The organism is uncultured Maribacter sp., assembly GCF_947500985.1.
Lineage (GTDB): Bacteria > Bacteroidota > Bacteroidia > Flavobacteriales > Flavobacteriaceae > Maribacter.
Genome location: NZ_CANMTX010000001.1, coordinates 129,504 through 151,381 on the forward strand (window position 1 = coordinate 129,504; position 21,878 = coordinate 151,381).

Annotated in this window: 23 protein-coding genes; 15 read left to right on the plus strand and 8 right to left on the minus strand. The window is 33.9% G+C overall.

Annotated features, from left to right (window positions below):
- Window positions 1-44: 44 nt before the first annotated feature.
- Complete coding sequence (locus tag Q0871_RS00530; RefSeq protein WP_299316985.1) at window positions 45-566, plus strand: DinB family protein; 522 nt, start codon at window positions 45-47, stop codon at window positions 564-566.
- Here Q0871_RS00530 and Q0871_RS00535 read toward each other — a convergent pair.
- Window positions 563-892 (minus strand): hypothetical protein, encoded by a 330-nt coding sequence (locus Q0871_RS00535; protein WP_299316987.1) that lies wholly within the window; start codon window positions 890-892, stop codon window positions 563-565. The two genes, Q0871_RS00530 and Q0871_RS00535, sit on opposite strands and share 4 nt — an antisense overlap.
- Before the next feature lie 108 nt (window positions 893-1,000).
- Window positions 1,001-2,062 (minus strand): 3-dehydroquinate synthase, encoded by a 1,062-nt coding sequence (aroB, locus tag Q0871_RS00540; protein WP_299316989.1) that lies wholly within the window; start codon window positions 2,060-2,062, stop codon window positions 1,001-1,003.
- A gap of 111 nt (window positions 2,063-2,173) precedes the next feature.
- Here aroB and Q0871_RS00545 point away from each other — a divergent pair, with 111 nt between their 5' ends.
- Entirely contained in the window at window positions 2,174-3,340 is a 1,167-nt protein-coding gene (locus tag Q0871_RS00545) for a proline dehydrogenase family protein (protein ID WP_299316992.1), read from the plus strand.
- A 6-nt stretch (window positions 3,341-3,346) separates the two neighbouring features.
- Here the strand turns inward: Q0871_RS00545 and Q0871_RS00550 are convergent, their stop codons facing one another.
- The 6 genes from Q0871_RS00550 to Q0871_RS00575 form a co-directional block, all read right to left on the minus strand.
- Window positions 3,347-3,730: a DUF4258 domain-containing protein gene (locus tag Q0871_RS00550; RefSeq protein WP_299316995.1), complete on the minus strand. Its 384-nt coding sequence runs from the start codon at window positions 3,728-3,730 to the stop codon at window positions 3,347-3,349.
- 76 nt (window positions 3,731-3,806) lie between these two features.
- Window positions 3,807-5,006 (minus strand): alanine dehydrogenase, encoded by a 1,200-nt coding sequence (locus Q0871_RS00555; RefSeq protein WP_299316998.1) that lies wholly within the window; start codon window positions 5,004-5,006, stop codon window positions 3,807-3,809.
- A 95-nt stretch (window positions 5,007-5,101) separates the two neighbouring features.
- Window positions 5,102-5,764: a hypothetical protein gene (locus Q0871_RS00560; protein WP_299317001.1), complete on the minus strand. Its 663-nt coding sequence runs from the start codon at window positions 5,762-5,764 to the stop codon at window positions 5,102-5,104.
- A 103-nt stretch (window positions 5,765-5,867) separates the two neighbouring features.
- Window positions 5,868-5,999, minus strand: a complete 132-nt coding sequence (locus Q0871_RS00565; RefSeq protein WP_299317003.1) for a hypothetical protein — start codon at window positions 5,997-5,999, stop codon at window positions 5,868-5,870.
- Between the two features lie 227 nt (window positions 6,000-6,226).
- Entirely contained in the window at window positions 6,227-6,637 is a 411-nt protein-coding gene (tsaE, locus tag Q0871_RS00570; protein ID WP_299317006.1) for a tRNA (adenosine(37)-N6)-threonylcarbamoyltransferase complex ATPase subunit type 1 TsaE, read from the minus strand.
- 10 nt (window positions 6,638-6,647) lie between these two features.
- A complete protein-coding gene (locus tag Q0871_RS00575) occupies window positions 6,648-8,192 on the minus strand; it encodes a PglZ domain-containing protein (RefSeq protein ID WP_299317009.1) in 1,545 nt (514 codons plus the stop codon).
- Window positions 8,193-8,279: 87 nt separating this feature from the next.
- On the opposite strand from Q0871_RS00575, the gene Q0871_RS00580 reads away from it, so the two are divergent.
- From Q0871_RS00580 to hisD, 13 genes are all read left to right on the plus strand, one after another.
- Window positions 8,280-9,509 carry an HD domain-containing protein gene (locus Q0871_RS00580; RefSeq protein WP_299317012.1) on the plus strand — a complete coding sequence of 410 codons (1,230 nt, stop codon included), beginning with the start codon at window positions 8,280-8,282 and terminating at the stop codon, window positions 9,507-9,509.
- Between the two features lie 23 nt (window positions 9,510-9,532).
- Window positions 9,533-10,549, plus strand: a complete 1,017-nt coding sequence (gene lpxD / locus Q0871_RS00585; protein ID WP_299317014.1) for a UDP-3-O-(3-hydroxymyristoyl)glucosamine N-acyltransferase — start codon at window positions 9,533-9,535, stop codon at window positions 10,547-10,549.
- Between the two features lie 2 nt (window positions 10,550-10,551).
- A complete protein-coding gene (locus Q0871_RS00590; RefSeq protein WP_299317016.1) occupies window positions 10,552-11,952 on the plus strand; it encodes a bifunctional UDP-3-O-[3-hydroxymyristoyl] N-acetylglucosamine deacetylase/3-hydroxyacyl-ACP dehydratase in 1,401 nt (466 codons plus the stop codon).
- Between the two features lies 1 nt (window position 11,953).
- Window positions 11,954-12,739 (plus strand): acyl-ACP--UDP-N-acetylglucosamine O-acyltransferase, encoded by a 786-nt coding sequence (lpxA, locus tag Q0871_RS00595; RefSeq protein WP_133687493.1) that lies wholly within the window; start codon window positions 11,954-11,956, stop codon window positions 12,737-12,739.
- 44 nt (window positions 12,740-12,783) lie between these two features.
- The gene (efp, locus tag Q0871_RS00600; RefSeq protein WP_299317021.1) at window positions 12,784-13,350 is read left to right on the plus strand and encodes an elongation factor P; all 567 of its coding nucleotides are present in this window, start codon (window positions 12,784-12,786) and stop codon (window positions 13,348-13,350) included.
- 33 nt (window positions 13,351-13,383) lie between these two features.
- Window positions 13,384-14,319 (plus strand): UDP-3-O-(3-hydroxymyristoyl)glucosamine N-acyltransferase, encoded by a 936-nt coding sequence (locus Q0871_RS00605; protein ID WP_299317023.1) that lies wholly within the window; start codon window positions 13,384-13,386, stop codon window positions 14,317-14,319.
- A 70-nt stretch (window positions 14,320-14,389) separates the two neighbouring features.
- On the plus strand, window positions 14,390-15,262 hold the full coding sequence (gene sucD / locus Q0871_RS00610) for a succinate--CoA ligase subunit alpha (RefSeq protein WP_133671017.1): 873 nt from the start codon (window positions 14,390-14,392) through the stop codon (window positions 15,260-15,262).
- Window positions 15,263-15,368: 106 nt separating this feature from the next.
- A complete protein-coding gene (gene fabG / locus Q0871_RS00615; RefSeq protein WP_299317027.1) occupies window positions 15,369-16,118 on the plus strand; it encodes a 3-oxoacyl-[acyl-carrier-protein] reductase in 750 nt (249 codons plus the stop codon).
- A gap of 68 nt (window positions 16,119-16,186) precedes the next feature.
- Complete coding sequence (locus Q0871_RS00620; RefSeq protein WP_299317028.1) at window positions 16,187-18,214, plus strand: VWA domain-containing protein; 2,028 nt, start codon at window positions 16,187-16,189, stop codon at window positions 18,212-18,214.
- A gap of 10 nt (window positions 18,215-18,224) precedes the next feature.
- Window positions 18,225-19,040 (plus strand): prohibitin family protein, encoded by an 816-nt coding sequence (locus Q0871_RS00625; protein ID WP_133671014.1) that lies wholly within the window; start codon window positions 18,225-18,227, stop codon window positions 19,038-19,040.
- A 235-nt stretch (window positions 19,041-19,275) separates the two neighbouring features.
- Window positions 19,276-20,133 (plus strand): ATP phosphoribosyltransferase, encoded by an 858-nt coding sequence (hisG, locus tag Q0871_RS00630; RefSeq protein ID WP_299317029.1) that lies wholly within the window; start codon window positions 19,276-19,278, stop codon window positions 20,131-20,133.
- The gene (locus tag Q0871_RS00635; RefSeq protein WP_299317030.1) at window positions 20,106-20,558 is read left to right on the plus strand and encodes a GNAT family N-acetyltransferase; all 453 of its coding nucleotides are present in this window, start codon (window positions 20,106-20,108) and stop codon (window positions 20,556-20,558) included. The genes hisG and Q0871_RS00635 overlap by 28 nt, the downstream gene beginning before the upstream one ends.
- A complete protein-coding gene (hisD, locus tag Q0871_RS00640) occupies window positions 20,559-21,842 on the plus strand; it encodes a histidinol dehydrogenase (RefSeq protein ID WP_299317031.1) in 1,284 nt (427 codons plus the stop codon).
- The last annotated feature ends 36 nt before the right edge of the window (window positions 21,843-21,878 follow it).

Below are 21,878 nucleotides of genomic sequence, written 5' to 3' on the forward strand. Positions count from 1 at the left end.
TATATGATTGGGCTTTTTCAATTTTCAATTTTTCAATTTTCAGAATGACGGTTAAAGATTTACAAGAAGACGAATTACAATTTTTCTACGGTACTTATTTAAAAACTCTTGATGAACAAGAAGATTTAAAAACTGCTTTATTAAATGGTAGAAAAAGTTTTGAAGATTTAGTTCAAGGTTTGACCGATGAACAATTTTTACACAGCTATGGGGAAGGTAAATGGACTGTAGCTGAAGTTTTGGTTCACTTAATTGATACTGAACGTGTATTTCAATATCGTGCTTTTAGAATATCTAGAAACGACAAAACCTCATTGCCAGGCTTTGACCATAATATGTTCGTTACAGAAAGTAATGCCAACCAACGTACAAAAGAGGATATATTGAAAGAGTATCTTCATGTTCGTGATTCTTCAATTAGTTTGTTCGATACTATGCTAAATGTAAATCAAAAAAGAATGGGTACAGCTAGTGGTATTCCTTGGTCTGTAGCTGCATTAGGTTTGGTAATAAGTGGTCACCAAAAACATCATGAAAATATTCTACAAGAACGCTATTTTAATTAATCTAGCTCTTCTTCAGATTCAATTTCGAAGTTTAGGTGAAGTGCTTTCGTCATTTCTTCCGATTGCATAACCTCTTCTGGTGTTTTGGTTTCTAACTCCTTTTCTATGTTCTCTTCAAAATTTGCAATGAAATTAGAAAGGCTTTTACTTATCTTAACTAGGTATAATGTATCGGCGGTTTTTAATTCTACTGCTTCAACATAATCTCCTTTAATATTTTTAAAACTAATGATGTCTTCATCACCATATCCATAAGGGTAGGTTTCTATTAAAAGTGCAGCTAATTGGTGGTCTAACTTACGGTAATCAATAAGGCGTTTGATCATAACTTATTTATTTATAGAAGGTTGAGTTTAACTATAACTAAACTAGCAATAATTGTCACAAGTCAATTTTTAGAGTTGTGAAAGTGCCATTTTGAGTATATGAACTTTTTAAACTTTGTAGTATGCGAATGCTTCAGTGAATAATTCTACAGGAATTTCAATGTCATATTCGGGATTGCCAATAGATTTTAACAACACAAAATTCACTTTGCCATGAGAGTTTTTCTTGTCGTACTTCATTAGTTTAAGAATGTTTTCGATATCCTCATTTGAAAACTTTACTTTATCATATCTATTCAAAAAAGTAGTTTTTATATCGGTTAAAGATTCATCTGATAATCCTAGCAGTTTATTTGATAGATAACCTTCTAGAATCATACCAATGGCAATTGCCTCTCCATGTAATAACATTTCTTTTGAATCGCTCTCTAAGAAATAAGATTCTATAGCATGGCCAAGCGTGTGTCCGTAATTTAAAATCTTACGTATGTTTTGTTCTGTAGGGTCTTGAAGCACCACCTTGTTCTTAATTTGGATAGATGTAAGAATGTGCCTCTTCATATCCTTTAAACCCTTAGCTTCTTTCAGTGCTTCCCAATAGGTTGTGTCTTGAATAAGACCGTGTTTTAGCATTTCTGCAAATCCGCTTACAACCTGTCTATTTTCTAGTGTGTCAAGAAAATCAGGTACTACAAGTACCATAACTGGCTGATTAATGACGCCAATTTGATTTTTTAAAGCGCCTAAATCAATACCTGTTTTTCCACCAACCGATGCGTCTACCATAGACAATAGGGTAGTAGGTACATTTATAAAATCAATACCTCTTTTAAATGTTGACGCTATAAAGCCGCCCATATCAGTTAATACACCGCCGCCTAAATTTATCAAGATACTTTTGCGATCAGCACCTAATTCAGATAAAGCTTCCCAAACACCAACACATGTTTCAATATTTTTGTTTATTTCTCCTGATTCAATTTCAATAATTTCAAACTGATAATCACCATTAATTTCTGCCATAAAATTTGGCAAACAAAGCTCATGTGTGTTTTCATCTACTAGAATAAAAATAGTAGAATATTTTTTTTCTGAAAGGTGATTGTTTAATGTTTGAAAAGCATTTTCGTTAAAATGTACTGCGTAAGAATCTGAAATTATAGAATCCATCGAAAATTTGACTTAGTATTAATGACTATTTAACCGCAAAATAAAGGTTATTTTTAGTCTTAGGATTATAAATTCTGTGATTATATTTGATCGTTATAGAAATTATATAAAATGGACCAAATATTTGAAAATACTGCAACAGCTTTTGCACTAAAGTCAGATTCAGAATTAGAAAGAGCTTATTTTCTTTTCAAGATGATCTCAAATGAACCTTTGGTTAAAATGGGGTCTGTAATCACCAATTTTGCATTTAAGGCTCATTTACCCGTCGAGGGCTTAATTAGAGCTACAGTATTTGATCATTTCTGTGGTGGTGTAAATGAACGTGATTGTTTACCGGTGGTTGATCGAATGTGGGAAAAGGGAGTTTGTTCGGTTTTAGATTATTCTGTAGAAGGTAAAGAAGAGGAGGACCCCTTTGATTCTGCTACTGAAGTTATCTTAACCATTTTAGACTTTGTTAAAGAGAAAGAGGCTATACCTTTTGCTGTTTTTAAACCAACAGGTTTTGGTCGTTTTGCTTTGTACCAAAAGATAAGCGAAAAAAAAGAGCTCACCAAAGATGAAGAAGCAGAATGGCAACGTGTTGTCAATAGGTTTGATAAAGTTTGTAAAAAAGCACATGACCTAGAAGTTTCATTGTTAATTGATGGTGAAGAAAGCTGGATGCAAGATGCAGCAGACAACCTTGCTGAAGACATGATGCGTAAATACAACAAAAAGAAAAGGATTGTATTTAATACATTACAGACCTACAGATGGGATCGCTTGTCGTATTTGAAATCTTTGCAAGAACGTGCAAAGAGTGATGGGTTTTTAGTTGGAATGAAAGTGGTGCGTGGTGCCTATATGGAGAAAGAAAATGATCGCGCCAAAGAAAAAGGGTACACTTCGCCAATTTGTAAGACTAAAGCTGAGACCGATGATAATTTTAATGCAACCATTGAATATATGATAGATAATTTAGATTCATTATCTATATTCTCTGGCACACATAATGAAGATAGCTGTTATCGTTTAATGGAGTTGATGGAGAAAAAAGGTATTGCAAAAAATAATGATCATGTTTGGTTCGGACAGTTATATGGTATGAGTGATCACATATCTTATAATTTGGCAGCAAATGGATATAATGTTGCTAAATACTTGCCATTTGGACCAGTACGTGATGTGATGCCTTATTTAATTAGAAGGGCAGATGAAAATACATCGGTAGCCGGGCAAACAAGTAGAGAGCTTTCATTATTGAAAGCAGAAAGAAAACGTAGAAAAATATAGTAATGCTTATTGTCGCTCTACTTTTTCGATTGAAGCTTTTTCTCTACAGTTTCTTACCGTAAATATATAATCTTGTTCCTTGTATTCAGACTCTACAATGTAGGTTTTGCAGGGAACAGATTTTGTGTCACTTTTGCTAAAATCAACATCTCCCTCAGTTAAAATGTAAGTAACCCCAATAGAATCTAATTCAAACTCTTTTAGTTTTTGTGTTGCTTCATCGCTATAGTACATAGATTTAGATCTAATGTCTTTTAATGTTCTACAGTCTGGTAGGTAGCAGAAATAAACACCCGTTTCTTGAGATTTCTTTTTAAGAAAAAAAGTAAGAAACACAATGCCAATAGATAAGCCAACCAAGAAAAAACCTAACCTTTTAATAAAATCCATATTCATGCTTCAATACTTTTAAGAGTGCAAAATTATGCCTTTTAAAATGGATAGGAAAAAGAAAGTCTTTAGTATTCTAAAAAATAAGGAAATTTATGTCACTGTATTGTAAATCGAACCATTCGCCTACAGACTTATTGGTCAATATACCATGGTACATGTAAAGTCCGTTACGTAAACCTTTGTCAAAACGGAGTGAATTTTCTAAACCACCATCTTCTCCAATTTTTAATAAATAAGGAGTAAATATGTTACTTATACTAACTGATGCTGTTTTTGGATATCTAGACGGAATGTTTGGTACACCATAGTGAATGACATCAAATTTCTTTCTAGTGGGTTTGTTATGGTCGGTTATTTCGCTAGTTTCGAAACACCCGCCAGTATCAATACTTACATCAATGATAACAGCACCTTTTTTCATGTGCTCTACCATAGTACTAGTTACTACAACGGGCGATCGGTCTTTACCTCTTGTTGCTCCGATAGCCACATCGCATCGTTTTAAAGCTTTTAAGAGGTTTTTTGGTTGAATAGTAGACGTGTAGACTGTTTGTTTTAAGTTGGTCTGTATGTTTCTAAGTTTGGTAATAGAATTATCAAAAACCTTAACATTTGCTCCAATACCTATAGCTGATCTTGCTGCGAATTCACCAACAGTTCCTGCACCTATAATCACCACTTCTACGGGTGGTACGCCACTAATGTTTCCGAACATTAATCCGTTACCGTTATTATTAGCAGCCATTAATTCGGCAGCAATTAGTACTGAAGAAATACCGGCAATTTCACTAAGTGAGCGAACTGCAGGGTATTTACCTTCCTCATCACGAATGTATTCAAATGCAATAGCGGTAATTCGCTTTTTTGCTAGTTCTTCAAAATATTCTTTATACTGTGTTTTGATTTGAAGAGCAGATATGATGGTTGTCTGCGGATTTATATATTCTATTTCTGTTAGGGTAGGAGGCTCTACTTTTAGAATTAGGGGGCAAGCGAAAACTTTCTTAGTGTCTCGAGTTATTTCTCCACCAGCAGTAACATAATCGGCATCGGAGTAATGAGCGCCTTCGCCAGCGCCAGATTCTATTAAAACACGATGCCCATTAGCAGTTATTGCATTTACGGCATCAGGAGTAAGGCATATTCTTTTTTCTTGGTATTGGTTTTCCTTCGGAATACCAATAAATAATTCTCCTTTTTGACGCAAAACCTCTAGGGTTTCCTCTTGTGGAATCAATTGGTGTCTACTAAAAGGGGAAGTGGGTTGGTTCATAACTTACTAATGAGTTGTTCAAATCAATGACTTGAAACTCAAATGTACAATTTTTAAAGAAATGAATTTTCTGAACTTTTAAAGATATTGAATAGTTAAGATTTTAGCTGTAACCATCCTTGAATACGATTTTGAACATTCTTAAAAATATGCTCTAAGTTTCCTGTAGATAATTTTTCATTTATATCTTCAGAAATAGTAGAAATTTCATCTTGATGTACTTCTTTTCTATTATCTTCCGAATCAAAATTATCTGTATTATCGAATCCCTTATTTTTAAGTTCTTCTAATTCTGCTTCGATTGCTTCTAAATCAATGCCATGTACGTGCTTATCGTACAATTTAACACGGATAATATATACGAAAGGAATGGTTATCATGCAAATAGGAATCAACCACCATATGTTATCAGTATCGACAACATCATCAGAATCATATAATACTTCAAATAATTGAAAAGCATACATTGCTATTGGTATAATAATAATATGATACCACCAGTCTCGAGAAGTAAGAAACCAAAAAATCATTAAATATAGAGGCACTACTTTAGTTGTTAAAAACCATACGTAAGTTTTAGCATCAGAAAAACCGTTACCTCCTAACGTGAAACCAAAAAAAGTTAAATCTCCATTAGAATTATAGGGTAGGTATTCATAGCCTTTATATAAGAAAGGAGAAATTGCTATAAAAAAAACTAAAAGAGACTCCAGGAAAATCTTCTTTTTAGCTTTCTTTTTTTTGACTTTCTTTATCATTTGCATTATAGTATTACTATATGCTAACGATGTAAACTATTAAATATTATAAATAAAAAAAGAGCAATAAAATTGCTCTTTAATTTTGAAAGAATTCTTTGAATTAAATTCTTTTAGTAATCTTTCTCTTTTCAATATTTAATTGCTGATTATCAATATCAATAATTGGTGCAGCCATTGCTAAAAGGAATACGCCTAAAGCGATTGATGCTAAGAATGTTTTTTTGTTTTTCATTTCAAGGGATTTTTGGTTATACTAAATATTTAGTTCTCCTACAAACGTAAGAAAAAATACACAAATAAAACTCCCTTTATCGTTAAAATTGTGTCTTTTAACGGATTAATAAATCGTTTTGTCGAATTTTTGGTTTTTCATCGAATAAATGCAATATAAAACCACTCTTGAGGTTGTGTGATTTTCATATCTTTAAAAAACTATCACTTCTATGTCAATCTCTCAAATTACGAGAGTACTAGCTTTCTTGTTTCTTCATCAATAATTTCAATTTTTATATTCTGAACATCATTAGGTATTAAACTTGGTATTTTTTCTGGCCATTCCATAAATATCCATCCACCGGAAGCTAAATAATCATCCAGACCCATATCCATCGCTTCTTCTTCATCATTTAAGCGATAAAAGTCAAAATGATAGCCAAGTAATTCACCAGATTCAAGTGCATATTCATTGACTAAACCAAACGTAGGGCTGCTCACATTATCACTGCTACCTAACTCTTTTATAAGTGCTTTAATCAATGTCGTTTTACCTGCGCCCATAGGGGCGTAAAATGCTAATGTCTTGCTACTTGAGGATTTTATTATCTGCTTTGCGATATCTTCCAACTCGTGTTCTGTATAAATGAATTCCATGGGTATAAATCTATTTAGGTTCCAAAACTACAAAAGGTATTATCATTTCTTCTAGCGAAACGCCGCCATGTTGGTAAGTGTTTCTATAGTAACTAACATAATGGTTGTAATTATTTGGATAGGCAAAGAAAAAGTCATTTTTTGCAAAAATATAAGAACTGCTCATATTAATACTAGGCAAATAAATAGATTTTGGATCTTTGGCTGCTAGTACATCGTTTTTTTCATAGGTAAGGCTTCTTCCGGTTTTGTAACGAAGATTAGCACTTGTATCTCGGTCACCAACTACTTTAGATGGTGATTTTACATTTATAGTACCATGATCAGTGGTTATAATCAATTTCATACCTAATGTCTGTGCTTGCTGAATAATCTCTAGCATTGGTGAGTTTTTAAACCAGCTGGTGGTTAGAGATCTATAAGATTTATCATTTGAAGCCAATTCTTTAATTACCTCCATTTCTGTTTTGGAATGGGATAGCATATCTACAAAATTGTAAACGATTACTGTTAAGTCATTATCTTTTTGAGTTTTGAAATTCTGACTTAAATGCTTTCCTTGTTTTAGGCTACTAATTTTATGGTATTCCCATTTTAAATCTAAACCGAGTCTTTTTAACTGAGCACCTAAGAATTTGTCTTCAAATAAGTTTTTACCGCCTTCATCGGTATCGTTTTTCCACCATTCTGGATATTTTTTCTCCATGTCAAGCGGAGTCAGACCAGAGAATATTGCATTACGTGCGTATTGTGTAGCTGTTGGTAGAATACTGTAATACGAATCTTCCTTCTTCTTTTTATAAAATGAGTTGACCGTATCTTCAAATGCGTACCATTGATCATAACGTAAGTTGTCAACAACTATCAATAATGTTTTTGAATCTTTGATTTCCGGCGCTATCCAATCTTTGAATACAGTATGAGACATTACGGGGGCATCGGTATCGGTAAACCAATCTTCATAATTACGTTCTACAAACTTGCCAAATTGTTGATTTGCTTCTGTTTTTTGAGATTCTAAAATTTCGAACATTCCGCTGTCCTCAATTTCTTCTAACTGCAATTCCCAATAAATCAATTTTTTATATAAATCTGTCCATTCTTGATATGAATTTACCATAGATAAATCCATCGCAATCTTTCTAAATTCTTGCTGATAGTTACTAGTGGTCTTCTCAGAAACCAATCTTGAGTGGTCTAAATTCTTTTTCAAGGAAAGCAGAATCTGATTCGGATTTACTGGTTTTATAAGATAATCGGCAATTTTAGAACCGATAGCATCTTCCATTATAGATTCTTCTTCGCTCTTGGTAATCATTACAACGGGTAAAGAATTATCAATTATTTTAATTTCTGAAAGTGTCTCTAAACCAGATATACCAGGCATATTCTCATCTAAAAAAACGATATCTACTCTGGTTTCGGCTAATTCTTCTAATGCTTCTTGTCCGCTTTGGCAGGTGATAACACTGTAATTTTTTGATTCTAAAAAGATGATATGTGGCTTGAGTAAATCGATTTCATCATCTACCCACAATATTTTTATCTTGTTCATTGTATTATTATTTTACTGATAATCAATTTCTATCCTATTGCTTTTGTATAACTTTGAAATGTTAATTTTAGAAAAGACAATACAATATTGAAGACATCAAACAAACTGAAAATCTTTAATGACCCAATTTACGGTTTTATAAGAATACCTAGTACGCTCGTTTTTGACCTGATTGCAGATCCTTACTTTCAAAGGCTTCGTAGAATTTCTCAAATGGGGTTATCGTATTTAGTATATCCTGGGGCACACCATACCAGGTTTCATCACGCATTAGGTTGTATGTATTTAATGCAGAAATCTATTCAAGTACTTCGTTTTAAAGGGGTTGAGATAACTCAAGGTGAAGAAGACGGACTATTAATCGCTATTCTTTTACACGATATAGGGCATGGTCCTTTTTCTCATGCTATGGAGCATAGTATTGTTGAAGGTGTAAGCCATGAGTTTATTTCGCTTCAATTTATGGAAGAACTCAATCAGCGATTTAACGGAAGTTTAACGGAGGCAATATCCATATTTACGGGTAATCACTCAAAAAAATTCTTAAATCAGTTGGTGTCTAGTCAGTTAGATATGGACCGATTAGACTATTTAAAAAGAGATAGTTTCTATACAGGCGTTGCCGAGGGTAATACAAATGCCGAAAGATTAATTACTATGTTAAATGTAGTTGATGGTAATTTGGTTATTGAAGAGAAGGGTATTTACTCTGTTGAGAAGTTTTTAATGGCGCGTCGATTTATGTATTGGCAAGTTTATTTGCATAAAACAGCTGTAGTAGCGGAACGTGTTCTAATTAGCATATTGAAAAGAGCACGCTCTCTTATCGAAAAAGGGGAGTCTTTAAATTGTAGTGATGCATTAAAGTATTTCTTATCTAACCATATAGATATTAATAATTTTAATAGCGAAATATTAGCAAAATTCGCAAAGCTAGATGATGTTGATATACTCGCAGCCCTAAAAGAATGGCAGTTTTCTGATGATTTTGTATTGTCATCACTCTGTGAAATGATTATAGATAGAAAACTGTTACATATTAAGGTTAAGAAAGAACCTGTTACAGAGAGTAAGTTTTTATCTCAGTTTAATAAGGTTAAAGCACACTATAATCTTACCGATGAAGAAACGTCTTATTTCGTCTTTAGAGGAGAGCTGAAAAATAAAGCATACGACAGGCAACATCAGACTATCAACATTTTAAGAAAAAATGGAAAGATTACGGACGTTGCAAAATTATCTGATCACCTTAATTTAAATGCACTTTCAAAAACGGTAACCAAATATTATATGTGTTATCCTAAAGAAGGGGTTTAACAATTTTTCTTACTTTTACGCTCATGAAATTTACAGCAGGTCAGATTGCAGGTATCTTAGAAGGAGAAGTGCATGGAAATCCAGAAATAGCCGTACATAAACTTGCTAAAATCGAGGAAGGCGAAGAAGGCTCCCTTACTTTTTTAGCTAATCCGAAATATACTTCATTCATTTACAAGACAAAGGCATCGGTTACGATAGTCAATAAGAGTTTTGTTCCAGAACAAGATTTATTTACCACTTTAATTAAGGTTGAAGATGCGTATAAATCGTTTTCTAAGTTGTTAGAATATTACAATCAAGTCAAAAACAATAAGGTAGGTATTGAAGAACCGATTTTTAAGTCGGATACTGCAACCTATGGAACTGATGTTTACATTGGTGCTTTTGCTTATTTAGGTAATAATGTAACCTTAGGAGATAATGTAAAAGTGTACCCTAATGTTTACATTGGTGATAATGTGAAAATAGGAGATAACGTGACGCTATTTGCTGGAGCCAAAGTATATTCAGAAACTATTATCGGTAACAATTGTGTTGTTAATAGTGGTTCAGTGCTAGGTGCTGACGGATTTGGTTTCGCACCAAATGAAAATGGTGAATTTGTTAAAGTGCCACAAACCGGTAATGTTATTTTAGAAGATAATGTTGATATAGGTGCCGGTACTACGATAGATAGGGCTACTTTAGGTTCTACGATTTTAAGAAAAGGAGTGAAGCTAGATAATCAAATACAGATTGCACATAACGTTGAAATTGGCGAACATACGGTTATAGCTGCACAAACTGGTATTGCGGGTTCTACAAAAATAGGCAAGCATTGTATGATCGGTGGGCAAGTAGGCATTGTTGGTCATATCATTATTGGTGACAATGTAAAAATACAAGCACAATCGGGTATAGGAAGAAATGTTAAGGATAATGAAGTGCTACAGGGATCACCTGCTTTAAACTATGGTGATTACAATAAATCATATGTTCATTTTAAGAATTTACCGAGAATAATTAGTAGAATCGACACCTTAGAAAAGAAAGATTGACGATGAGTACAACAAACAGCAAACAAAGAACAATTAGTAAAGAAGTAAGCCTAACGGGAGTTGGTTTACATACTGGAAGCAATGTTACCATTAAGTTTTTACCTGCAGATGAAAATCACGGTTATAAATTTAAAAGGGTAGATTTAGAAGGAGAACCAATTATTCCAGCTGATGCTAACCTAGTTATAAACACCCAAAGAGGCACTAATTTAGAAAAAAATGGTGTAAAAATTCAGACTTCAGAGCATGTTTTGGCGGCTTTGGTGGGTCTTGAAATAGATAATGTACTTATAGAATTGAATGCTGCAGAGCCACCAATTATGGATGGTTCTTCTAAATTCTTTGTAGAAGTTTTAGAGAATGCCGGTATTGTTGAACAAGAAGCAGAGCGTGAAGAATACATTGTTAAAGATGTTATTTCTTTTAAGGATGAAAAAACAGGTAGTGAAATAACAATTATACCATCAGACGAATATCAATTGATGACGATGGTTGATTTTGGAACTAAAGTTTTAGGAACCCAAAACGCTACATTAGAAAAACTTTCTGATTTCAAATCTGAAATTTCAAATGCACGTACATTTAGCTTTCTACACGAGTTAGAAATGCTTTTGGAAAACGGACTAATAAAAGGTGGTGATTTAAATAATGCTATCGTTTATGTAGATAAAGAAATTTCTCAGGCTACCATGACGAAATTAGAGAAGGCTTTTGATAAAAAGAAGCTTTCTGTAAAAGCTAATGGTATTTTAGATAATCTGACATTGCACCAGCCTAACGAGGCAGCAAGACATAAATTATTGGATGTTATTGGTGATTTAGCATTAATTGGTACACGTATACGAGGTAAGATAATAGCTAACAAGCCTGGTCATTATGTAAACAATCAATTTGCGAAGAAGCTTTCACAAATCATCAAATTAGAAAAACGAAATAAAGTTCCTAAGTACGACTTAAGCTTACCTCCTTTAATGGATATCCATAAGATAATGGATATGCTACCTCACAGACCTCCTTTCTTATTAATAGATCGTATAATCGAGCTATCAGAAACGCATGTTGTGGGTATGAAAAATGTGACGATGAACGAACCTTTCTTCGTTGGTCACTTTCCAGGAGCACCTGTAATGCCAGGTGTGCTTCAAGTAGAAGCTATGGCGCAAACAGGTGGTATTTTAGTTTTAAGTACTGTACCGGACCCAGAAAATTATTTGACTTTATTTATGAAAATAGATAAAGTGAAATTTAAAAGGCAAGTATTGCCAGGCGATACATTAATATTTCACTGTAGTTTAATTACACCGATTAGAAGAGGTATTTGTCATATGCAAGCTTATGCATACGCAAATGACAAATTAGTAAGTGAAGCTGAATTAATGGCGCAAATAGTTAAAAGAACATAGAATGAATCAACCTTTAGCCTATATACATCCGGGAGCTAAAATTGCCAAAAATGTGGTAGTTGAACCGTTTACAACTATCCATAATAACGTTATTATTGGCGATGGTACTTGGATCGGGTCAAATGTGACTATAATGGAAGGCGCTCGTATTGGTAAGAATTGTAATATTTTTCCTGGTGCAGTAATATCTGCTTCTCCACAAGATTTAAAATACGATGGTGAAGAAACTACCGTTGAAATCGGTGATAATACCACTATTAGAGAATGTGCTACCATACACAAAGGTACCTCTGATCGTATGAAAACTGTTATCGGTAAAAATTGTCTAATAATGGCATATTGCCATGTTGCACACGATTGCTTAGTAGGGGATAACTGTATATTTTCAAATAACTCTACATTAGCAGGTCACGTTACTATTGGTGATAATGTAATACTAGCTGGTTTGGTTGCTGTACATCAATTTGTATCTGTTGGTCAACATGCTTTTGTAACCGGAGGTTCTTTGGTGAGAAAAGATGTTCCGCCTTATGTGAAAGCTGCAAGAGAGCCTTTGTCTTATGTGGGAATCAATTCTGTAGGATTAAGAAGAAGAGGATTTGTATCTGATAAAATTAGAGAAATTCAGAATATCTACAGAATTCTATATCAAAAGAATTATAACAACACTCAAGCTGTGCAAATAATTGAAGCGGAGATGGAAGCAACCCCTGAACGTGACGAGATTTTGCAATTTATTCGTGATTCTCAACGTGGAATCATGAAAGGATATTTCAGCAATAATTAAATAACACAGTAAACTTAAGTTAACAACATTAATAAATACTACGAATGGCATCTACATCAGATATACGAAAAGGACTATGCATAAGATATAATAACGATATCTATAAGATTATTGAATTTTTACACGTAAAACCGGGTAAAGGTCCTGCTTTTGTGCGTACTAAACTAAGAAGTGTTACTTCTGGTAAAGTATTGGATAATACTTTCTCAGCAGGTCATAAAATTGATGATGTTCGTGTAGAAACTCGTTCTTATCAGTATTTGTATCCTGAAGGAGATACGTATCACTTTATGAATACTGATGATTATAACCAAATTACCTTGCAAGAGAGTTCTTTAGACGCTCCTGGTTTATTAAAAGAAGGTGAAGTAGTGAAAATCATGTTCAATACAGAAGATAGTTTGCCTTTATCTGTAGAAATGCCTGCAAGTGTAGTTTTAGAGATAACATATACTGAGCCTGGTGTTAAAGGAAATACAGCTACTAATGCTACTAAGCCTGCTACAGTTGAGACAGGGGCAGAGGTCAATGTTCCGTTATTCATTAACGAAGGTGATAAAGTTAAGATAGATACTTCTTCAGGTTCTTATATGGAACGTGTAAAAGAATAGTATATATTAATTAATTAGAATTAAGCGAATTAATTGAAATTTCTGACTACTTTTTCATTAAAACAGATTGCAGATATTATATCTAGCGAATATGTTGGGCATGATGATTTTCCTGTTCTAGGCATGAATGAAATTCATGTGGTAGAAAACGGAGATATTGTTTTTGTAGATCACCCAAAATATTATGATAAAGCACTGCAGTCTAAGGCTACAGTTATTTTAATTAATAAAAATGTAGAATGCCCTAAAGGCAAAGCATTGTTGATTTCAGATGATCCATTTAGAGATTTTAATAAACTAACAACATTCTTTCAACCCTTTGTATCAAGCAGTCAGACAATTGCTGCTACAGCGAAGATTGGAAAAGACACCGTTATTCAACCCAATACATTTATAGGTAATAATGTAGAGATAGGTGATAATTGCCTTATTCACTCAAACGTTACTATTTATGATAATTGTATTGTAGGTAATAATGTTACCATACACGCTGGTAGTGTTTTAGGTGCTGATGCATTTTATTATAAAAAACGACCTGAAGGTTTTGATAAACTTATATCTGGCGGAAGAGTTGTTTTGAAAGATAATGTAGATATTGGAGCACTTTGTACAATTGATAGAGGTGTCACTGGAGATACTACCATTGGATTTGGTACCAAACTAGATAATCAAGTTCATGTTGGTCATGATACCGTAATTGGTGAGAAGTGTTTAATTGCTTCTCAAACTGGTATCGCTGGTTGTGTTATTATAGAAGATGAAGTCACGATTTGGGGACAAGTAGGAACCAATAGCGGAATAACAATTGGTGCAAAAGCAGTAATAATGGGTCAAACCGGAGTTACAAAATCAGTGAAAGGTGGTAAGAGTTATTTCGGGACTCCTATCGAAGAATCACGTGAAAAGTTGAAACAATTGGCATATATCAAGAAGATTCCAGAAATAATTAAAAAAATGGATAAGAAATAAGGGTGTAAATGCTATAAAAGTCATTAACAACTTATATTTTTGTTCTAATCAAAAATAAAACTACAGTAGTATGAGCGTATTAGTAAATAAGGATTCCAAAATAATCGTACAAGGTTTCACTGGTAGTGAAGGTACTTTCCATGCCGGACAGATGATTGAGTACGGTACTAATATCGTAGGTGGTGTAACTCCTGGTAAAGGAGGACAAGAACATTTAGGTAAGCCTGTTTTTAACACGGTTTCTGAAGCTGTTGAGAAAGTAGGTGCAGATACTACTATCATATTTGTTCCACCAGCTTTTGCTGCAGATGCCATTATGGAAGCTGCAGAAGCAGGTATTAAAGTTATTATTACAATTACAGAAGGTATTCCTGTTGCCGATATGGTTAAGGTTGCCAACTATATTAAAAATAGAGATTGTCGTTTAATCGGCCCTAACTGTCCTGGTGTTATTACTCCGGGTGAGGCTAAAGTTGGTATTATGCCAGGTTTTGTTTTCAAAGAGGGTAATGTTGGTATCGTATCTAAATCAGGTACATTAACTTATGAAGCTGCTGATCAAGTAGTACGTCAAGGTTTAGGTATTACAACTGCAATCGGTATTGGTGGTGATCCAATTATAGGAACAACTACTAAAGAAGCTGTTGAGCTTTTGATCAATGACCCAGAAACTAAATGTGTGGTTATGATCGGTGAAATTGGTGGTCAGTTAGAAGCAGATGCTGCTCAGTGGTATAAAGCAAGTGGAAGTAAAAAACCAGTTGTTGGTTTTATTGCTGGTGAAACTGCACCTGCTGGTAGAACAATGGGCCATGCTGGCGCAATTGTTGGTGGTAGCGATGATACTGCTCAAGCTAAAAAACGTATTATGAGAGAATGTGGAATTCACGTTGTGGATTCTCCTGCTGAAATCGGCTTAAAAGTAAAAGAGGTAATGGGTTAAGAACTCATATTTTTCATATAAAATCCCGTTTATAGCGGGATTTTTTTTAGCCTATAAATTAAACAAAAGGTATATTTGGTAAACTTCGGTTTTAAATAACGGACTTATGAAATTATTACAAGATAAAAACGTCATCATTACAGGAGCAAGTAGAGGAATTGGTATGGGTATTGCCAAGGTTTTTGCCGATCACGGTGCAAATGTTGCATTTACTTATAGCTCTAGTGAAGCTCCGGCTTTAGAATTGGAGAAAGAATTGAAAGCTAAAGGCGTTAATGCCAAGGCATACAAAAGTAATGCGGCTAGTTTTAAAGAAGCTGAAGAATTAGTAGCTAAGGTTTTAGAAGATTTTGGTGGAAGAATTGACGTATTGATCAATAACGCTGGTATCACAAAAGATAATCTTCTTATGCGTATGTCAGAAGCTGATTTTGATGCAGTTATCGATATCAATTTAAAATCTGTTTTTAATATGACGAAAGCAGTACAAAGAACCTTATTAAAGCAACGTAGTGGTTCTATCATCAACATGAGTAGTGTTGTTGGGGTAAAAGGTAACGCTGGTCAAACAAATTATGCTGCTTCTAAAGCCGGTATGATTGGCTTCACAAAGTCTGTGGCTCTTGAATTAGGTTCTAGAAATATTAGATGTAACGCTATCGCCCCTGGTTTTATTGAAACTGAGATGACCGATAAGTTAGATGAGAAAACCGTTCAAGGTTGGAGAGATGGGATACCTCTAAAACGTGGTGGTTCTACTGAAGATATAGCAAATGCTTGTCTTTTCTTTGCATCAGATTTGTCTGGTTACGTTACTGGTCAAGTATTGAATGTTGATGGTGGTATGTTAACCTAAGTCAAAAACAAACTCAGGAGGAATGTTATTTTTTTTGATTCCTTTTTAAGAATAACTTTAGTTTATACATGGAAAGCATAACGGTATTGTATATTATTCTTGCTGCTATTGTAGCATTGGGTATCGTTGCTTTTCAATATATATATAAGCAGAAGGCTAAAAGCAAAATTCATTGGCTTTTAGCCTTTTTGCGTTTTATAGCTATTTTCGGGTTATTGCTTTTACTCATCAATCCGCAGTTCTCTCAAAAATCATACACTTTAGAGAAGCCTAATCTGGTGATATTGGCTGATAATTCTACATCTATTACTGAGAGTGCAGCACAACTAAATGAAATATTATCTGAAATAAAGTCATCAAAAGATATTGCAGATAGATTTAAAATTGCCGATTATAGTTTTGGGGCTGACCTACAAATTTTTGATAGTCTTTCTTTTCAAGAGAAAAACACCAATATCTACAAATCGCTATCTGCTTTAAAAGAAGTGTACGCACGTGAACAGACAGTTACTATTCTATTGTCTGATGGAAATCAAACTATTGGGCAAGATTACAGCTATTTTAAATCCGATCAAAATAATAGTATTTACACGGTTGTTTTAGGCGACACAACTAAGTACAAAGACATTTCGGTTGGGACTATTCAAACCAACAAATACGCCTTTTTAAAGAATAAGTTTCCGTTAGAAACCTTTGTATCTTATCAAGGTAACAGTGCTGTTTCAGCTACGGTAGCTATTAAAATGAATTCAAAAGTTGTTCATAAAGAGATTGTAAAATTAAATTCTCAGAATAATTACAAACCCATTTCTATTGAGGTAGAGGCGAATTCAGTGGGAATTAAAAATTTGGTTGTTGAAGTTTCACAGCTGGCAGAAGAACGTAATATTAAGAATAATCGAAGAACTACGAGTATCGAAGTAATCGATGAGAAAACTAAGATTGCTTTAATTTCAGATATTCTGCATCCGGACTTGGGTGCGCTTAAAAAGGCTATTGAAAGTAATGAGCAACGAGAAATTTCAATTTTAAAATCTAATGTAGCAAATAGTATTTTAGAAGATATAGACTTGTTTATTTTTTATCAGCCTACAGCTAGATTCAAGAATTCTTTTGAATACGCTAAGAGTAAAAACGCGAATACCTTTATTATAACCGGTACTCAAACAGATTACTCATTTTTGAATAACGCCAATGTACCTTTTGAAATAGAGAATGGTTATCCGCCGCAAGAGGTGTTCGGTTTATTGAATAATGCTTTTACAAAATATGATATTTCAAATTTTGATATAACAGATTTTCCGCCTTTAGTTAGTGATGCTGGACCAATACTTATTACTTCGCCCTACGAATCTTTATTGGGCACTCAAATAAAAGGTCTGAATATTCAGCAACCATTGTTGTCGGTAATGGAGAATAATTCTCAGAAAATTGCACTATTAATGGGGGAGAACCTTTGGAAATGGAGAGTACAGACTTTTAGGAATACAAATGAATTTGTCAATTTCGATGAGTTTATAGGTAATCTAATTAGATATCTCACTAGTTCAAAGAACAAGTCGAGATTGAATGTTGATTATGAAAAGGTGTACGAGGGTAGTAGTAATACCGTAATCACGGCGACATATTTTGATGAAGCATTTTTATTTGATCCAAATGCCAAAGTGAAAATTAAAGTAACGAATACAGATACTAAAAAGGTCCAAACGAACCCAATGGTTTTAAAAAATGGATATTTCGAAGCAGACCTATCTAATTTAATCGCTGGGTCATATGAATTTGTAGTTTCTGTAGCGAATGAGTCAAAAACTGAAACTGGTAATTTTGTAATTTCTGAGTTTGATATGGAGAATCAATTTGTATCAAGCGATAATGTAAAGTTAGAAAAGCTGGCTATTAACTCTGGTGGAAAACAATTTTATCCTTCTCAAATTGAAGAACTACTCGCAGATTTGAAAGAAAATGATGCTTATGTGCCAACCGAGAAAAGCACTGAAAATATCGTATCTTTGATTGATTTCAGAATGCTTTTGGCAATTATAGTATTTGCCTTTGCAGCAGAATGGTTTATCAGAAAATATAACGGATTAATTTAAATAAACATTAATGGATAAGTTACCAAAGATTGCGTTACCCGCAATATTTATTTTTATTGTAGTAATTATTGCAATTTCAAAATCAACAGTTACAATAGACTCTGGTCAAGCAGGGGTTTTGTATAAAACTTTTGGTGGGGGTGTAGTGACTGATGAGCCACCTATGGGTGAAGGTTTTCATTTAGTAGCACCTTGGAATAGGGTTACCGTTTATGAAGTACGTCAACAAGAGGTTCTTGAAAAAATGAATGTACTTTCTAGTAATGGTCTTGATATAAAATTGGAAGCATCTGCTTGGTTCGAGCCAATTAGAAATGATTTAGGAAAACTACATCAAGAAAAAGGTGAAGACTATATTTCTAGAGTTCTTTTACCAACCATACGTTCTGCGGCACGTTCAGTAGTTGGTCGTTATACACCAGAGCAATTGTATTCAAGTAAAAGAGATGCCATTCAGCAAGAAATATTTGATGAGACTCAAAAAATAGTTTCAGGTCAATATATTCAATTGAACGAGATTTTGGTAAGAGATGTTACCTTGCCACCGACTATTAAAGATGCAATTGAAAGAAAATTAAAGCAAGAGCAAGAGTCATTAGAATATGAGTTTCGTTTGGTTACCGCTAAGAAAGAAGCTGAAAAAGTAACTATTGAAGCACAAGGTAAAGCAGATGCGAACAGAATTTTAAGTGCTTCGTTAACAGATAAAATTCTTCAAGATAAAGGTATCGATGCGACATTAAAATTGTCAGAATCACCTAACTCTAAAGTAATTGTAGTTGGTGGTGGAGACTCAGGATTACCTTTAATTTTAGGGAATAACTAAAACACGGACTTATTTATTTTTGTTTCATTTTAAACTTTTGTTTTGTGAAATGAAAAATACCTTTTACTTTTACAGTATAATGAAAAATAGAACTACACATCATCATTTCCATATTCACGCTTAGGCGAGGTAGGAATGTATTGTAGTAGAACAACATATTTTAAAAACCCGTTTGAGCAATCAAACGGGTTTTGTATTTAAATCTCTTTTGGTTGCCAAGCATTAAATAAAGAAAATGACTAAAATTAGAATTGCTATTCAAAAATCGGGAAGACTCAATGAGGAGTCCCTTCAAATTTTAAAAGACTGCGGAATTTCCATTGATAATGGTAAAGATCAGCTTAAAGCTTCTTCAAGAAACTTCCCAATGGAAGTGTTTTATTTAAGAAATGGAGATATACCTCAATACTTAAGAGATGGAGTGGTAGATATTGCTATCATTGGTGAAAACGTATTAATCGAAAAAGGAGAAGATATTTCAATTGCCGAAAAACTAGGCTTTTCTAAATGCAAAGTATCCTTGGCGGTACCAAAGTCAGTTAAGTACAATTCAGTTAAAGATTTTGAAGGTAAGCGTATTGCAACATCTTACCCAAATACAGTATTGAACTACTTGAAAGATAAAGGTGTGAAAGCTGATTTGCACATCATTAGTGGTTCTGTTGAAATTGCACCTAATATTGGACTGGCAGATGCTATTTGTGATATCGTTTCTAGTGGTAGTACATTATTTAAAAATAACCTGAAAGAGGTTGAAGTAATGTTGACAAGTGAAGCTGTGCTAGCAGTTTCTCCAAAAATAAATGAAGAGAGAAAAGAACTTCTTGAAAAGTTACAGTTTAGAATTCAATCTGTTCTAAGAGCTAGAGGTTCTAAATATGTTTTATTGAATGCCCCCAATGATAAGTTAGACGGTATATTAAAATTATTACCAGGTATGAGAAGTCCGACAGTATTGCCTTTGGCAGATGAAGGTTGGAGTTCTGTACATACGGTAATCAAAAAAGATAAATTCTGGGAAGTCATAGACGAATTGAAAAAAGCTGGCGCAGAAGGCATTCTTGTTTGTCCAATAGAGAAAATGGTTTTGTAAAAATGTATACAATTGATTTTATAGAAACAGAAAATTTAGAAGGCATTATTCCCTTTTTAGAGCTGTTGAATCCTAAGATTGGAAAGGTTACTCTAAAAGAACGTCTTAATGAGATGATCGCTCAAAATTATCAATGTATTGGTGTGTATGACGGCGGTAAGCTCATTGGTATATCGGGAATATGGGTGTTGACCAAATATTATATAGGTAAACATATTGAACCTGATAATGTTTGTATACTACCTGAATATCAGGGTAAAGGAATTGGAAAAAAACTGTCTGATTGGATATTTAAATATGCCGAATCGATAGGTTGTGAGGCAGCAGAATTAAATTGTTATTTAGGAAATGTGGAAGGACATAAGTTTTGGGAAAAACAAGGGTATGAAAAAGTGGCTTATCACTTCCAAAAAAATATCAACTAGATGAACAAGATATATAATCCCAAAAGAGAAGATTGGAGGGCTATACTGCAGCGTCCTACACAAACTGTGGCAGATATTGAAGGTTTGGTGAACGGTATTTTTAAAGAAGTTTCCGATAACGGTGATGTAACGCTTAAAAAATATACGGAAAAATTTGATAAGGTAGTTTTAGATGAATTATTAGTTTCTAAGGAAGAGATTAATGAATCAATTTCCATGGTGTCAGATGAACTTAAAGCAGCCATTCAATTGGCTAAGTCGAATATTGAAATATTTCATGCCGCTCAAAAAACGGGTCGTACAGAAGTAGAAACTGCACCGGGAGTTTCTTGTTGGCAAGAAAAAAGACCGATTCAGAAAGTGGGGTTATATATACCTGGTGGAACCGCTCCTTTATTTTCAACCATCTTAATGTTGGCAGTACCGGCTACTATTGCAGGTTGTGATGAGATAGTATTATGTTCTCCTCCGGATAAGGAAGGGAAATTGAATCCTGCTATTTTGTATACAGCGGATTTATGCGGGGTAACAAAAATTGTAAAAGTAGGGGGAATTCAGGCAATTGCTGGGATGACTTTTGGCACTGAAACCATACCGCAAGTGTATAAAGTTTTCGGACCAGGAAATCAATATGTAACCGTAGCAAAGCAAATTGCAACAAAGCACGGTGTTGCTATAGATATGCCTGCAGGTCCTTCTGAATTATTGGTTGTTGCCGATAATACTGCAAATGCGGCTTTTGTGGCTTCCGATTTATTGAGTCAGGCAGAACATGGGGTCGATAGTCAAGTGATTTTGGTTTCTACTTCTAAAGAAATGATTGATGCAGTGGAGAAAGAGGTTGCGCTTCAATTAGAAGATTTACCGCGTAAAGAAATCGCCAGACAAGCAATTGCAAATAGTAAATTGATTTACGTTGATAATGATCAAGATGCTATTGATTTAATAAATGAATACGGACCAGAGCACTATATTGTTTGTGTAGAAAATGAAGATTTCTATATCGATAATACGCTGAATGCGGGTTCTGTTTTTATTGGTAATTATACTCCTGAGAGTGCCGGTGATTATGCTTCTGGCACGAATCATACTTTACCAACAAATGGATATGCTAAGCAATACAGTGGTGTAAACCTTGATAGTTTTATGAAGAGTATGACTTTTCAGAAAATCACAAAAGATGGTATTCAAACAATTGGTAATGCTATTGAACTGATGGCAGAAGCAGAAGGTTTAGAAGCACATAAAAATGCAGTAACATTAAGATTAAATAGTTTAAAATAATGTCATTTCAGCTAAGCTCAATGACCAACACCATAT

Coding starts and splice junctions, on each gene's coding strand:
- Q0871_RS00530 (WP_299316985.1), top strand. CDS start 45: ATGACGGTTAAAGATTTACAAGAAGACGAATTACAATTTTTCTACGGT.
- Q0871_RS00535 (WP_299316987.1), bottom strand. CDS start 892: ATGATCAAACGCCTTATTGATTACCGTAAGTTAGACCACCAATTAGCT.
- aroB (WP_299316989.1), bottom strand. CDS start 2,062: ATGGATTCTATAATTTCAGATTCTTACGCAGTACATTTTAACGAAAAT.
- Q0871_RS00545 (WP_299316992.1), top strand. CDS start 2,174: ATGGACCAAATATTTGAAAATACTGCAACAGCTTTTGCACTAAAGTCA.
- Q0871_RS00550 (WP_299316995.1), bottom strand. CDS start 3,730: ATGGATTTTATTAAAAGGTTAGGTTTTTTCTTGGTTGGCTTATCTATT.
- Q0871_RS00555 (WP_299316998.1), bottom strand. CDS start 5,006: ATGAACCAACCCACTTCCCCTTTTAGTAGACACCAATTGATTCCACAA.
- Q0871_RS00560 (WP_299317001.1), bottom strand. CDS start 5,764: ATGATAAAGAAAGTCAAAAAAAAGAAAGCTAAAAAGAAGATTTTCCTG.
- Q0871_RS00565 (WP_299317003.1), bottom strand. CDS start 5,999: ATGAAAAACAAAAAAACATTCTTAGCATCAATCGCTTTAGGCGTATTC.
- tsaE (WP_299317006.1), bottom strand. CDS start 6,637: ATGGAATTCATTTATACAGAACACGAGTTGGAAGATATCGCAAAGCAG.
- Q0871_RS00575 (WP_299317009.1), bottom strand. CDS start 8,192: ATGAACAAGATAAAAATATTGTGGGTAGATGATGAAATCGATTTACTC.
- lpxD (WP_299317014.1), top strand. CDS start 9,533: ATGAAATTTACAGCAGGTCAGATTGCAGGTATCTTAGAAGGAGAAGTG.
- Q0871_RS00590 (WP_299317016.1), top strand. CDS start 10,552: ATGAGTACAACAAACAGCAAACAAAGAACAATTAGTAAAGAAGTAAGC.
- lpxA (WP_133687493.1), top strand. CDS start 11,954: ATGAATCAACCTTTAGCCTATATACATCCGGGAGCTAAAATTGCCAAA.
- efp (WP_299317021.1), top strand. CDS start 12,784: ATGGCATCTACATCAGATATACGAAAAGGACTATGCATAAGATATAAT.
- sucD (WP_133671017.1), top strand. CDS start 14,390: ATGAGCGTATTAGTAAATAAGGATTCCAAAATAATCGTACAAGGTTTC.
- fabG (WP_299317027.1), top strand. CDS start 15,369: ATGAAATTATTACAAGATAAAAACGTCATCATTACAGGAGCAAGTAGA.
- Q0871_RS00620 (WP_299317028.1), top strand. CDS start 16,187: ATGGAAAGCATAACGGTATTGTATATTATTCTTGCTGCTATTGTAGCA.
- Q0871_RS00625 (WP_133671014.1), top strand. CDS start 18,225: ATGGATAAGTTACCAAAGATTGCGTTACCCGCAATATTTATTTTTATT.
- hisG (WP_299317029.1), top strand. CDS start 19,276: ATGACTAAAATTAGAATTGCTATTCAAAAATCGGGAAGACTCAATGAG.
- hisD (WP_299317031.1), top strand. CDS start 20,559: ATGAACAAGATATATAATCCCAAAAGAGAAGATTGGAGGGCTATACTG.